Source organism: Psychrobacter sp. VH5 (assembly GCF_050572635.1).
In the GTDB taxonomy this organism is placed as follows: Bacteria; Pseudomonadota; Gammaproteobacteria; order Pseudomonadales; family Moraxellaceae; genus Psychrobacter; species Psychrobacter celer.
The window spans coordinates 1470028-1484153 of record NZ_CP192145.1; the positions used below are offsets into that span (position 1 = coordinate 1470028).

The following is a 14126-nucleotide window of genomic DNA, read 5'->3' on the forward strand; positions in this document are numbered from 1 at the left end:
ATAGTTATCAAGATCTGTTTGATGATTGACCATTTAAGCAGGCTGCTTGTTTGTAGTCAATGTTTATCCAGCGTTGCCGTAAAACCACCCACTTCAGGGGGTGGATATAAGGCAACTTAAGTAGTTATGCTTACGCAAAGAAAGCTGTTTAGTGTGGCGTATTTTGCTGTTCGATATACTGGCGGATAATCTCAACTGGAGCACCCCTGCAGCTGCCTGCAAAGTAACTGGGTGACCACAACGCACTGCCCCATAACTGCTTAGAAATAGATGGATATTGCTTTTTGCGAATAAGCCGACTAGAAACGCCTTTTAAACTATTAACCAAGCTTGAGATAGCTACCTTAGGCGGATAATTCACCAGCAACTGCACATGCAAATTAAAGACAATGTATCTGCCACGTCTTAAGTCATTTTCTATTAAGTAGACCAATATGGAATAAAAAGAGAATATCAGTATAAACTAACCTTATGAAAACACTCAAGTTACGCATCAAAGACAAACACGTAAACCAGCTAAACAAAATAGCTGGGAGTGTTAACTATGCGTGGAACTATGTTAATGACCTGAGTTACAAACACCTAAAGCGAACAGGTAAATTCTTTAGTGCCTACGACCTAAACGAATACACCAAAGGCAGTGGTGAACTATTAGGCTTACACTCACAAACTCTGCAAGCCATAAACGAAACTCATGCCAAATCTCGTAAGCAATTTAAAAAGCCAAACTAAATTGGCGAACCAACCGACCCGATGCCAAGCGAAAAAGTTTAGGTTGGATTCCTTTTAAAAAGTCAGCAATCAAACATCTGCACACCAGACAAACAGGAAAGAAAACACTTAAATCAACCATACAGCTATCGCTCTCTAAGGGTCAAAAGCTCATCATAGATGTCTTTGATAGCTACAACCTAAGCCTGTATCAAATCAACACGCTTGAGATAGTGCAAGACAGCCGTAATCGTTGGTATGCCTGCATCACCGTTAAAGACTTTCCTAAGCAGATAAGCGGCAAAGGTAGTGTAGGCATAGATTTAGGCTTAAAAGAGTCTGCTACCACCTCAAACGGTGACAAGCTGACAACCAAACAAACGCAAAAGTGGGCTGAAAGGCTTGCAATAGCTCAACGAGCGAAAACAAACAGCGTGTCAAAGCAATACACGCCAAAATCAAAAATTCAAGACTAGATGCAATTCATAAATTCACAACCAAGCTTGTTAAAGACAATGCTTTGATTGTGGTTGGTGATGTTAAATCACGCTCATTCACAAGTAAGAAAAACCAACCTAGCTAAATCAACATACGATGCAGGATGGTTTGAACTCAAAAGACAACTGGAATATAAATGCAAGTATGCAGGTTGTCAGCTTGAGATAGTAAATGAGAGTTACACTACCCAAACCTGTTCGCACTGTCGCAAAATAAGCGATAGTAGTCCGAAAGGTAGAGCAGGTCTTGGAATCAGAGGATGGAGGTGTGCTGAGTGTGGCACATGGCATGATAGAGATATCAATGCCGCTAAGAACATCCTTGCGGTCGGGCTTGACCGTCTTGCAGAAGGAATCCCCTCACTTTAGGGAGGGGAGGAAGTCAATTAAAGGTATTGGCGATTATAGACCTTCGACGCGTCACGATGATCAGCGTTTAGCGCAGTGGCAAAATGGTGAAACTAAGTATCCAATTATTAATGCTTGTATGTGCCAGCTCAATCACACTGGTTATATGTCGAATCGTGGTCGGCAGCTGGTGGCGAGCTGTTTTATTCATGAGCTAGGTCTTGATTGGCGTTATGGCGCAGCCTACTTTGAGCAGCAGCTGATCGATTATGATGTTGGGAGCAATTGGGGCAACTGGCAATACTTAGCAGGAGTAGGGGCAGATCCTCGCGGCTCTAGGCAGTTCAATCTAAAAAAACAAACCCAGCAGCATGATCCTAATGGCGAGTTTATGGATAAATGGCTGTCATAATGAATTTTAATATGTAGTGTGAGTTGTCAATCATGAAAAAACTCAGTCCTTATCTAACCTTTGCCGGTAGCATTCCTTTATCGCTTTCGCCATCTTACTCATAGTAGGAGTCGATAGTGTTTTAGCTTTAGGAAAAACTAGCAATGTTCTAGCGACTTACGGCTTAGTGATTGCCACCTTTATGGCTGGGGCGCAGTGGGGTAATCATTTGGCTTTAGCGGACGATAACCCTTGGGCTGCAAGGTTGCCTATCTTGAGTAACCTGATAACTTTAGTATTATGGTTTGGCTTTTACTGTTATCGACAGCGGCTTTTATTTGGCTGTTAGTGATAGGGTTTATCAGCTTACTACTCATTGATTATGGACTTAATCAAGCGAGTATCATCACCACTAAATACTTTAGCGTTAGAAAGTATGTGACTTTAATTGTTGTTATCTCATTGATAATTTCTGTAGTACAAATATAAATAATTAAGAATATTTCATTGAGTGCTATATATGAGCTACCACTTAGGTGGCTTTTTTGTGATTTAAAAATTCTAGCTCGCTTCTCACATATTAAAAGAATGACAGACATTGAACAACTTATAACATTCATTTAAAATGAATCTTAAATAACTGTTATTTAAATGAATCACTAATCATAAGCTGAACGCTATGCAAGCAATCAAATTACCGACGCAGCCACCAAGCTCACCGCATCCTATTCTCAATCTTAGTTTTCGCGTTTTCTTTAGTGGGGCGGCAGTCTTTGCAGTACTTATCATGACTTTATGGGCGTTCGTTTTTACCGGTCATACTGATATCGCCGCGCAGACATTGAATCCGCTGTATTGGCATGGTCATGAGATGATTTATGGTTATGCTTTAGCCGTGGTCGCAGGTTTTTTATTGACCGCTGTGCAAACTTGGACTGGGGTAAAGATGCCTTATGGCTATAAGCTGCTAGCTATTTTTAGCTATTGGTTAATTGCGCGCTTGAGCTGGTTGACCTTTGGCTTAGGTCTAGATATTGGTGCGGGGCTACTACTATTAGCGGCTATATTTGATATGTTGTTTGTCGCTTCAATGGCGTGGGTAGTGTTTCGAGCAGTACTGCAAGTTAAGCAATACAAGCAAACGGGGATTTTGGCCAAACTTGCGTTACTCACCTTAGGCAACGGACTGTGCTATTGGGGCATTTTTGCTAATGATATGACTGTCACTAAGATAGGGGTGTATTTAGGGTTTTATCTAATTATCGGCTTAGTGTTGACGATTGGCCGGCGCGTGGTACCGTTTTTATTGAGCGCGGATTGGCCTATGATGGTATTGATGTCAAAGTACGCAATAGCAAATGGCAAGATGTCTTGAGTCTGGTTTTTTTCTTGACTTTTTTATCATTGATCTATTTTATTCCAATGAATATCTGCTCACTATCACTGCTCTTGGGGTGGCTATAGTCAATCTCATACGTTTAGCCGGTTGGTATCACCCAAAAATCTGGCAAAAGCCTTTACTTTGGTCATTGTATATAGCGTTTTTTGGCATGTGTTTGAGCTTTATCTTATACGCTTTGCAGCCTTGGCTTGGCTTTAGTCACAGTCTGGCGGTACACGCTTTATCTATCGCTGGCGTTGGTATGATGACACTGGCGATGATGGCGCGAGTATCACTAGGGCATACAGGGCGCAATATTCATCAGCCGCCAAAGATGGTCAATGTGATGTTTGCGCTCATGGTATTAGTATTTGTCAGCCGCGCATTTTTACCTATTATCGCTGTCGAACATTACTTATTATGGGTGATGATTGCGCAAGGCGCTTGGATTAGCTGCTTTGTACTATTTTGCATCAGCTATTTACCGATATTGTCCAAGCCCAGACCAGATGGTTTGTTTGGTTAAATTTGAATGGTTAAGGAGCATTTGCCCATGAAGTTGACGAACTATAGTGATTATGCGCTGCGCTCCTTAATCTATCTAGCCGTAAAGCCTGAGCCGCAGGCTTTAGCGAACATCAGTGATATTGCTAACAGCTATGATATCTCGAGAAGTCATCTGACAAAGATTATTCATCAATTAGGTCAGCTTGGCTATATAGAGACGATTCGCGGTAAAAATGGCGGTATCAGGCTTGCCCGTGCGCCTGAAAATATCAATTTAGGTATACTCATTAAGCAGATAGAGCCGGACTTTGCGTTGGTTGAGTGCTTTGCGGCAACTGTACCTAAGACTGATGCCACGACGCAACAAGGCTTACCGATAACCTTGATTGATGAAACGGCTGATGAGACAGCTAACAAGGCCTTATCAGTGACAAAGCAAGGCTGCGTCATCAGTCCTGTATGCCGATTAAAGGGGGTATTTTTTGAAGCCCTTACTGCTTTTGTGAGCGTTTTAGAGGGCTATACTTTAGCTGATATCATTAATAATAAGATTGAATTAAAGGTTTTGTTATCTTAATTCAGTATTTGTGCTAAACATCAGAAGCGATAAAACATCTAGCTTGGATGCATATAAGCAGCGATATCATGTAATAGCGTACTGCTTTGTAGTAAAAGTTGTGCTATAACAATATATAACTAGCCTAAAATATAACTAGCCTAAATAGCTTCTCATTTCCCATAAAAGAGATAATCCGATGTTTAAAATAAAAGTAGAGCGTACCATAAATAAACCGATTGATGAGGTGTTTGAAGCCATAAGCGATCATGCCAGTTATGGATTATTCAAAGCGGTAGGGACGGCTAAGCTACTAACAAAAGGCGATGACGAGCGTAACGGCGTTGGTGCTTTACGTGCCATTCAGACGGGGCCAGTCAAATTTTGGGAGCGAATTACGGCGTTTGAGCGTCCGACTCATATGCAGTACAAGATTGAAAAAGCCAGACCTGTTAAAGTGGATCACCGCAAAGGGAGCATAGATTTAAAAGATTTAGGCGATGGTACTACGCAGGTAACATGGATATCTGAAGGTCGATTAGTGATACCATTACCCTGATCGGCCGCTTGCTTGATCGCAAGATGCAAAAACAAGGTACGGTAGGATTTAGTAGTATACTCAAATCCATAGAAAGCCGCTAATTTAGCGGCTTCGTCTATTTTAAATTTTGAGCTGTATCTCGTAATCTTATTCTGCTTTGTTCTTAGCCGCTTCAAGCTCATTGAAGCGCGCTAACTGCTCAGGTGTGGCTGGCTGTTGATACTTCTGCTTCCACTCAGAGTAGGGCATACCATAGATCAGCTCACGAGCGTCTTCATAGTCGATGTCGATACCACGCTCCTCTCCAGCCGCTTTATACCACTTGGACAAGCAGTTGCGACAAAAGTCAGCAAGGTTCATCAGCTCGATATTTTGTACATCTTTACGCTCATCTAGATGAGCAAGTAAACGGCGAAATGCCGCAGCTTCTAATTCAATGTTAGATTCTAGTTTTGCCATAAAATTTTCCTAGTGGTTAATGCGTGGTAGCCGATATATCTTATTCAGAATCAACTATGGCTTAAGCATTCTCAAGCTTTGGACGGGCCTTATTGATAGCCTTTAAAAGTGCTTTTTCAAACTCACCTTCTTTAAATTTGACTAAGTAAGAGTGCGCGGCGCAGAAGTTACGTACGTCCCAGTCATGAGCAATTTGAGTCGCCCAGTCGCAGTACTCTTTACCTGCATTAGGCTCGTCTTTAAGCGCTTTTTTGGTTGTGGGATGCAGCATCACCTCAGGCAACATTTTTTCAAGCAATTTAGAAGGAGGGCTCATAAAGGTATCATCAACGTGCAAGCTTTTACTCGCAGGATGATAAGCCAATAACGAGCCGGCATGAATCATTTCATTAGCATGGATATAATCGATGCCTTGTGACATAGAGAACTCAAGCTCAGGATAGCGCTCAGCGACTGCCGTACTTTCAACCAAGTCTTCACTCCAGTCCACCTCTGGTACGTGTTTGGCATGGCGAGTACTGCCGTAAAGGTAGCTTGCGGGAAATCTTGTGCCATCTGTGCGCAGTGAACCGTGTGGAATGGATGTACGTTCAGTACTGCTTCGACGTCTTGACCGTTATTAGTCAACGCCATCACTTTATCGCGCACTTCACCTGTCAGCTTATAGCTGTCTAAGAAGATAAACTTGCCGGACTCTAATTTGATAAGCGAGCACTGCGTACCGATATTGATAACGCCGCCGATGCGAAACTCGCCGCGTATGTTCCAAAACCCAGACCCTAGATCATGTATCTTTTCTGCCATGGTTGTTCTCCTCCATGATGTTAATAATTTTAATTGTAAACTCTATGATAGTACATCATTTGATAAACAAGTCACTAGTAAATAGTAATGGATTCAAGCCGCTAGTATCGTTACACAACTTTTGTAACTTGTCCCAAGCTTTACAGTTGCCGTAACTGCATATCGATTAGGCCTTTCGATTAAGTCTGGCTAGAGGCCGCTTCTAAATCAGCGCGCGCGTTATCAATTCTCGATAGCAATGCAGCTTCAAACTCACCTTCTGCAAAGACGACTAGACCAGAATGGGCGCCGCAAAAGTTACGCACCTCTCGCCACTCTTGAGCAAGCTTTGTCGCCCAGTCGCAGTACGCTTTGCCAGCGTCAGGCTCATCTTTTAATGCTTTAAGTGTGGTCGCATGTAGGTTGATACCGGCTTGCACATCATTAAACTTCTTTGATGGCGGTATCTCAAAGGTATCGTCGACATAGAGGCTTTGACTGGCAGGGTGATAGACGAGAAGCGAGCCTGAATGTACGGAGTCGTCTGGGGCGATGTAATAGATACCTTTTGGTTGTGAAAACTGTAGCTCAGGGTAGCGCTGGGTTACAGCTTCGCTTTCTACGTAATCCTTGCTCCAGTTGACCTCGGGTACCTGCTTATGATGGCGAGCGCTACCATAAAAAGTAGCGTGCGGAAAATCCTTGGCAACGCGCGCACAGTGCACAGTGTGAAAAGGATGGACATTGAGCACGGCTTCAATATCTTTACCATTATTGGTCAGCGCCAGCACTTGCTCGCGCACCTCACCAGTTAAAGTATAGCTATCTAGCAAAATAAACTTCCCTGATGCTAGCTTAACGAGCGCTGATTGATTACCGATATCGACCATACCATTTCTGACAAAAGAGCCTCTAATGTTCCAAAACCCAGCGCCTAGGTCATGTATCTGATCTTTTTTAAATTCTTCTGACATATAAGCCTCTATAGTGAATGACGTTCACGAATGTATAAAAGTAGTCTTTTAAATGGTTTTTTGAATAATGCTTTTTATTCATTCGGGAACCATAATACGCTTAATTAGTTAGACTTATCCCTACGGTAACTTTTGTTGTACAGGGAACATACAAGCCAAGTATGTAAGTCAGTTACGGACAGTCAGCGTAATCATAATTCGATATACGCGGGCTTATGCTATAGTCTTCTCGACCACATAAGAACTGATCAAAGCGGGTATCGCCATTGATATGACGCTGCATCCACGCGATACTAGGCTTGCTTAGTAGCTTTTCATTCAAGCGGTAACTTGGACATAGATGGCTGGCGTTATTGACCTCAATCTTCATCTTAGGCCCTGTCGCTTGTTTATAAAACAAATTGGTATACTTGTTATTAGCCGCAATAACATCGTACTCACAGGAGATAATAAAAGTCGGCGTTGTTACTTCACCATAGCTTCTATCATAATAAGGGGCGAGTGGCATAATGGCGCGTACGTTGCTACGCGTAGATGCCAGTTTGAGCGCGCCGCCCCCGCCCATGGACCAACCTATTGCCCCTAAGCGATCAGGGTCTACTATATTGCCTACTGTATTATCGCTGATTACATAATCTAAAGCGTGGCTTAGCTGCTTAGCGCGGCTATCGGGTCTATCATAAATAGAGTTGGTATTCATTGTAATCACGACAAAGCCCCAAGCAGCTAGGCGGGGTCCCAACCATTTAATCGACGATTCATAAGAGACGTAGCCAGGTATCACAGCAATTGCGCCCAAACGTCCGCAGTTGCCAGCGTTAGTCGGATAGTAAATAGTGCCACCGCCAAAGCCGTCTACTAACTCACGTGGTACTTTTTGCTAGCAATGTTAAAGGGTCCGTTATTTTTTGTTTGACTTAAATTATCAGCGCTAATTGCACTGTCAGGAATACAAGTGACATCTTGGTTTAGCGATGCTACCGACGTTGAGGTTGGCGTTGGCACTGTCTGTGTCGTTTCTGTTAGTGTAATCTTAGCTGAAGCAGGCGCTGTAGACAGTAGCGCGTAGGTAGCTATTGTGATTGTAGCTATACTCAAACGCGTTAGGCAATTTATCATAGTAGTTGTCTTTTGATAGTTGTCTTTTAAAAAGTTCAGTGCATTGCTTAATAGTCAATCTTAACAAGAGAGTAAGCTGATAAAAGCCGATTTATAGTAGGTTTTAATAGTTAATATGTCAAAGGGAGCGATGTATAAGCTTAGGACTTGTTGGACGTTGTTTTTGCTGGACGTTTAAGAATGTCCATACTCAGATAGAACACCGAGCCACTTGAGAGCCTAGGTGATAAGTATCAATAACATTTTGTGCCCTTAAAACCGATATCGCTCGTGCTATAGTGCTTCATTAATTAATAAGCGCTAAGGGTTAGTAGGTAATTAAAATATCTAGAGCGCTACTTTCTTTTTACTTACGCTTTTTAGCGTCCAATATAGTCAGTACTTTGTGAATCATTCTCTTAATCAAATTCGAAATAGCTCGTCATCACTCAGCAACGCGCCCTCACTCATCCTAAAAATAACCATTGGTCTGATCGGAGTGTTTGCTTTTTTGCAAGTCTATTCTATCCAAGCGATTTTGCCTGTACTGATGGCAGATTTTTCGGCGACTGAAGTACAAGCAGGCATGGTTGTGGGCGCAACAATCTTAGCTATCGCTATTATGTCGCCTTTTTTGGGTATGTTGTCGGACGCAGTAGGGCGCAAGTCGTTTGTCGTTGGCGCTTTACTGTTTTTGACGCTACCTACTGCGCTGATTGCTCAGAGTACGACTATCGAGTGGATAGGGCTATGGCGTTTTGTCCAAGGCTTGTCGGTGCCAGGTATTACTGTGGTCATCATAGCTTATATCGGCGAGGAGTTTGAGGGTTCAAGTGTGACTGAGCTGATGTCTTTTTATGTCTCAGGCTCGGTGCTTGGCGGCTTTATGGGCCGGTTTTTATTAGGCCACTTGCATGAATTCTTTGGTTGGCGACAGGCGTATTATGTGTTAGCTATATTGACGTTGATTAGTGCCCTTTGGGTAGCAAAGACGCTACCAAGCTCGAAGCATTTTGTGGCCAATCCAAACTTTCGCTCCGCCATAAAAACGCTCAGCTCGCATCTTGTCAATCGCTACGTGGTCACCGCCTGCTTACTTGGCGCTTGCGTGCTATTTTCACTGGTGGGCTGTTTTACCTTTATTAATCTATATCTCGCTGATACACCATACAACTTAGGTACCGGCGCACTTGCGAATATTTTTGCCGTTTATCTGATAGGGGTGATCATTACGCCGCTATCGACTATTCTATTGCGCCGCTTTGGCTCAGCGCGCACGATTATAGTGGCGGTCATTATCTCGATGCTTGGAGTGCTGTTGACGCTAGCGACGCCTTTATGGCTGATCGTTATCGGCCTAGGGGTGATGTCCTCAGGGGTATTTGTTACTCAATCGGCGACCATCAGCTATATCGCGGTCAATGTCAAACAAGGCCGCTCGCTAGCCTCAGGGTTATATTATTTGTTCTATTACGCAGGCGGCACGGTAGGCGCTTGGCTTTGCGGTCTAGCTTATGCTTATGGGCAATGGCAATTTACGGTATGGCTGCTATTATTCGTACAAGTATTAGCGCTGCTGATTGCAAGTTTTGGCATGATAAAAACCAAGTCAAAAGCTGCTTAGCCTATACAGCTATGATCGCTTGTTAGCCTACCACTTACGCAAGCTCACTTTACAGCACATTTAAATTTTTTTAGTATTAAGCGTATCTTGATTTGAAATTATTAGTATTCAAATGGCCAAAACCTGCAAACTGAATTACTAAGCCATGTTAAAACACGAAAATAACGAACACCCTCAAAGGAAATGAGATTTATGTCAAATGCTTATCATAGCGCCCCCTCTGCTTATGACTATCCATTGCTTGTCAAACAGCTTCTTAATCGTGCTAAGACGGTTTCGCTCGAGCAAGAAATCGTGTATGCAGATAAACAGCGCTTTACTTATCAAGAGTTGTTTACGCGTATCAATCGCTTAGCCAATGTGCTGGCAGACCTTCACTTAGATGCCGGCGACGTGATTGCGGTCATGGACTGGGATAGCCACCGCTATCTTGAGTCTTATTTTGCGATTCCGATGTCAGAGTATATCTTACAAACGGTCAATATCCGCCTATCACCAGAAAAAATCCTCTATACCATCAACCACGCCAAGCCCAAAGTGCTGTTGCTCAACTCTGAGTTTGCGCCGTTGGTTAAAGACTATCAGTTTGAAAACTCCAGTATCGAGCATATTATTTGGCTAGATGATAATGGGGTGTCGCATGAGGGTGTGTTTGGCGGCAATCAAAACCGCGTCACAGGAGAGTATGAGGCACTGCTGGCAGCGGCTGATAGTGAATTTGATTTTCCAGATTTTGATGAAGATACCATCGCCACGACTTTTTATACCTCAGGTACGACAGGCGATCCAAAAGGTGTGTTTTTTAGCCATCGTCAACTGGTGCTGCATACGCTCACAGAAGCAGCGACTTTGGGTATGTTGCCCAACAAGCAAGGCGTCAGCTACGGCGACGTCTATATGCCCATGACGCCGATGTTCCATGTACATGCGTGGGGTTTTCCGTTTACCGCCACCATGGTCGGTCTAAAGCAAGTTTATCCAGGTCGTTATGCGCCTGATACTTTGCTCGATCTCATCATCAATGAAAAGGTCAGCATTACGCATTGTGTTCCGACGATACTACAAATGGTGCTAAAAGAAGCCCAAGATCGTGATAAGAGCTTTGATGGTCTAAAAATGATCATCGGCGGCTCAAGATTGACAGAGGGTCTGGCAAAGGCAGCGTTAGCACAAGGCATTGAGGTCTATACCGGCTACGGTATGTCAGAGACAGCGCCTTTGATTAGCCTAACGGAGTTTAGCCTTGATGAGCCTGAAATGAGCGAAGAAGAGGATGTTGCGCGCCGCTGTATGACCGGTAAGCCAGTACTGATGGTCGATGCGCAGATATGGGGCGAAAACAACCAGCCAGTAGGCACAGGCAAAGACAAGACAGGCGAACTGGTACTACGAGCGCCGTGGCTAACCCAAAGCTATCTAAAAATGACGATGCTGGCAAAGAGCTGTGGGAAAACGGCTATATGCACACTCAAGATATCGCATACATACGCCCTGATGGCTATATCCGTATCACTGATCGTCTAAAAGATGTGATCAAATCAGGCGGTGAGTGGATATCATCATTAGAGATTGAGACGATTTTGTCTCTACATCCAGCAGTGGCTGATGTCTCGGTGATAGGGGTGCGTGATAAGCAGTGGGGCGAGCGTCCGCTGGCGTTGGTTGTCCTAAAACCTGCCTGCCAAGATACTAAAGTCGAGGATATCAAAGCCATCGCAGAAAAAGCAGTCGAGCGTGGTATCATTCCCAAATATGGCGTCCCAAGTCAGTTTAAGTTTGTCGATGATTTGCCAAAGACCTCAGTCGGAAAACACGATAAAAAAGTCATGCGAGAGATGTACGCCGATCAAACAGAGGTTTGATAGACAAAAATGGGCACCCATGATGCACCTGCCTGTGCTAAAATATCGATGAGAATATAGGCATAATAGTTGACCTTTATCGATTGCTCTGCTACATTTTAAACCGATACATAACGTATCGGTTTTTTAGTTCTGGTAAGGATGACCAGTACCTCATTTAGACATGTTGTTATGATAATGTCTGATAAGGCCCTATTGCCCCACCTATCGTCACGCTAAGGACAGCTATTATGAGCGACACCATTCAAACTCCTATTGCCACTCAAGAGTCAGCCACCAATATGGCCGACAGCGCCTCTCAATTTGCAGATATCTACCACGCCTCAATTCACGATCGAGAGCAATTTTGGGCGGAGCAAGCAAAGCGTATCTATTGGCACAAAGAGCCTGAGCAAATCCTCGATGACAGCAATCTGCCCTTTGCCAAATGGTATGTCGGCGGCGAAACCAACCTATGCTATAACTGTGTCGATCGTCATCTAGCAGAGCGCGCCGAGCAAGATGCTTTTATTTGGCTGTCTTCTGAGATTAACCAAGAGCTGATAGAGACTTTTCCTGCTATTGTTGATGCGTTCAAGGACTTGGGTAACCATGTCGAGCTATATACCGATTATGCCAAGCGCCGCCTGACCTACAATGACCTTTATAAAGAAGTCAATTATTTTGCCGATGTGCTACAGCGTCATGGTATCGGCAAGGGTGACCGCGTCATCATCTATATGCCGATGATTTTAGAAGCGGCTTATGCCATGCTGGCCTGCGCTCGTATCGGTGCGGTGCACTCGGTGGTATTTGGTGGCTTTGCCGCGCACAACCTCGCCATTCGTATGGATGATGCCGAGGCAAAAATGGTCATCACTGTCGATGCAGGTCTACGCGGCGGTAAAGTGGTCAATTATAAGAGTTTGGTCAATCAAGGTGTGGCGCAAGCAACGGTCAAGCCCGAGCATGTATTGGTGGTCAATCGCGGGGTGCTACCATTTGAGCCGCAAGCCATCGATGTCGACTATGCTGAGCAGCGCCGCATTAGCTGCGAAGCCAATGCCATTGTTGAGCCGGTGTGGCTAGAGTCCAACACACCATCTTATTTGCTTTATACCTCAGGTACGACCGGTACGCCAAAGGGTGTGCAGCGCGATACCGGCGGTCATGCAGTCGCCCTGACCACCTCGATGGATTATATCTATGATGGCAAAGCCGGCGAGACCTTTTGGGCGATATCAGATATCGGCTGGGCGGTCGGGCACTCTTATACCATCTATGCGCCATTGCTCGCTGGTATGACCAGTGTGATGTATGAAGGTCTGCCGCATCGCCCAAACCCAGGTATCTGGTGGCGAATCGTCGAGGCCAATAAAGTCAATATCTTATTTACCGCACCGACGGGTGTGCGTATGCTCAAGAAGCAAGATGAGACATGGATGACGCGTTATGATGTCTCAAGCGTCAAGTCGTTTTTCTTAGCAGGCGAGCCACTTGATGAGTCAACAGCCAATTGGCTGACCAAGCATTTAGGCGTTCCGATCTTAGACCACTACTGGCAAACAGAGTCCGGCTGGCCAATTTTGAGCAACACGCCCAAGTTCAATCACAAACCGCACAAGCAAGGCTCACCTGGTTATCCCATGTATGGCTATGATGCTCGCGTTCTCAACGAAGAGACGGGCGAGCCATGCGCAGCAGGCGAAAAAGGATTGCTGGCGATCAGTGCACCACTACCGCCTGGCTGTCTCACCACGGTATGGCGCAACGATGAGCGCTTTATGAGTAGCTATTTTGGCTTGTTTGATGGTCAGCAGTACTCAACCTCAGACTATGCAGTCACTGATGAAGACGGCTATTTTTATATCTTAGGGCGTACCGATGATGTGATCAATGTCGCCGGTCATCGTATCGGTACCCAAGAGGTAGAAGAGGCCATCAGTACCCATCCTGAGATGGCGGAATGCGCGGTCGTCGGTATTGCAGATGAGTTAAAAGGCGAGCTGCCGATTGCTTTTTGTGTGTTAAAAGATCATGAGCAAGTGAAAACGACCGAAAACCGCTTTCGCATTGAGCAGCAGGTCATCGGTGCGGTGGTAAAATCGCTTGGCGGTATCGCAAGGCCGGCAGCTATTTATTTCCCGCAAGCACTGCCAAAGACCCGCTCTGGCAAAATCTTGCGCCGCGCTATTCGTGCCTTAGCAGAAAACAAACCCACGGGCGATATGTCGACACTCGATAACCCAACTGCAATCGATGCAGTCAAACAATCTATGCAGGATTACTAGGGCACGCCCGAATCTTCTCTTATGGCGGCTTTCCCAATAAGTCAAAATACAATCTAAATACTAAAAAGCTCATGCTCGCTCATGGGCTTTTTGGTTTTTGATGATAAGAAAATGCAGATAGCCA

At 44.5% G+C, this 14126-nt stretch carries 10 protein-coding genes and 4 pseudogenes; 9 read left to right on the plus strand and 5 right to left on the minus strand.

The annotated features are described in order from the left end of the window. Positions 1-148: 148 nt before the first annotated feature. Positions 149-376, minus strand: a pseudogene (gene tnpA, locus ACNFVB_RS06245) (IS200/IS605 family transposase); the annotation flags it as partial. Positions 377-471: 95 nt separating this feature from the next. Between tnpA and ACNFVB_RS06250 the strand changes: the two are divergent. The 6 genes and pseudogenes from ACNFVB_RS06250 to ACNFVB_RS06275 all read left to right on the plus strand — a co-directional run bounded on the left by ACNFVB_RS06250 (position 472) and on the right by ACNFVB_RS06275 (position 4950). Continuing rightward, positions 472-1577, plus strand: a pseudogene (locus ACNFVB_RS06250) (RNA-guided endonuclease InsQ/TnpB family protein). Continuing rightward, positions 1513-1968, plus strand: coding sequence for an FAD-binding domain-containing protein (locus ACNFVB_RS06255; RefSeq protein ID WP_430736900.1), 456 nt, complete (start codon positions 1513-1515; stop codon positions 1966-1968). Before ACNFVB_RS06250 ends, ACNFVB_RS06255 begins: the two are co-directional and overlap by 65 nt. A 658-nt stretch (positions 1969-2626) precedes the next feature. Beyond that, positions 2627-3322: an NnrS family protein gene (locus ACNFVB_RS06260; protein WP_430736901.1), complete on the plus strand. Its 696-nt coding sequence runs from the start codon at positions 2627-2629 to the stop codon at positions 3320-3322. Continuing rightward, entirely contained in the window at positions 3306-3854 is a 549-nt protein-coding gene (locus ACNFVB_RS06265; protein WP_430736902.1) for an NnrS family protein, read from the plus strand. The genes ACNFVB_RS06260 and ACNFVB_RS06265 overlap by 17 nt, the downstream gene beginning before the upstream one ends. A 27-nt stretch (positions 3855-3881) precedes the next feature. Beyond that, on the plus strand, positions 3882-4412 hold the full coding sequence (locus ACNFVB_RS06270; RefSeq protein WP_430736903.1) for an Rrf2 family transcriptional regulator: 531 nt from the start codon (positions 3882-3884) through the stop codon (positions 4410-4412). A 178-nt stretch (positions 4413-4590) separates the two neighbouring features. Further along, entirely contained in the window at positions 4591-4950 is a 360-nt protein-coding gene (locus ACNFVB_RS06275; protein WP_430736904.1) for an SRPBCC family protein, read from the plus strand. A 129-nt stretch (positions 4951-5079) separates the two neighbouring features. On the opposite strand, the gene ACNFVB_RS06280 is transcribed toward ACNFVB_RS06275, so the two are convergent. The 4 genes and pseudogenes from ACNFVB_RS06280 to ACNFVB_RS06295 all read right to left on the minus strand — a co-directional run bounded on the left by ACNFVB_RS06280 (position 5080) and on the right by ACNFVB_RS06295 (position 7848). Next, the gene (locus tag ACNFVB_RS06280) at positions 5080-5391 is read right to left on the minus strand and encodes a DUF1244 domain-containing protein (RefSeq protein WP_025646541.1); all 312 of its coding nucleotides are present in this window, start codon (positions 5389-5391) and stop codon (positions 5080-5082) included. A 61-nt stretch (positions 5392-5452) separates the two neighbouring features. Continuing rightward, positions 5453-6195: pseudogene (locus ACNFVB_RS06285) on the minus strand (hypothetical protein). A gap of 179 nt (positions 6196-6374) precedes the next feature. Continuing rightward, complete coding sequence (locus tag ACNFVB_RS06290; protein ID WP_430736905.1) at positions 6375-7148, minus strand: hypothetical protein; 774 nt, start codon at positions 7146-7148, stop codon at positions 6375-6377. 172 nt (positions 7149-7320) lie between these two features. Beyond that, positions 7321-7848 carry a hypothetical protein gene (locus ACNFVB_RS06295; protein WP_430736906.1) on the minus strand — a complete coding sequence of 176 codons (528 nt, stop codon included), beginning with the start codon at positions 7846-7848 and terminating at the stop codon, positions 7321-7323. Positions 7849-8652: 804 nt separating this feature from the next. Here ACNFVB_RS06295 and ACNFVB_RS06300 point away from each other — a divergent pair. The 3 genes and pseudogenes from ACNFVB_RS06300 to ACNFVB_RS06310 all read left to right on the plus strand — a co-directional run bounded on the left by ACNFVB_RS06300 (position 8653) and on the right by ACNFVB_RS06310 (position 14002). After that, entirely contained in the window at positions 8653-9870 is a 1218-nt protein-coding gene (locus ACNFVB_RS06300; protein WP_299038035.1) for an MFS transporter, read from the plus strand. Between the two features lie 192 nt (positions 9871-10062). Next, positions 10063-11732: pseudogene (locus ACNFVB_RS06305) on the plus strand (fatty acid--CoA ligase). A gap of 230 nt (positions 11733-11962) precedes the next feature. Beyond that, positions 11963-14002, plus strand: a complete 2040-nt coding sequence (locus ACNFVB_RS06310) for a propionate--CoA ligase (protein WP_201586119.1) — start codon at positions 11963-11965, stop codon at positions 14000-14002. Positions 14003-14126 lie beyond the last annotated feature (124 nt).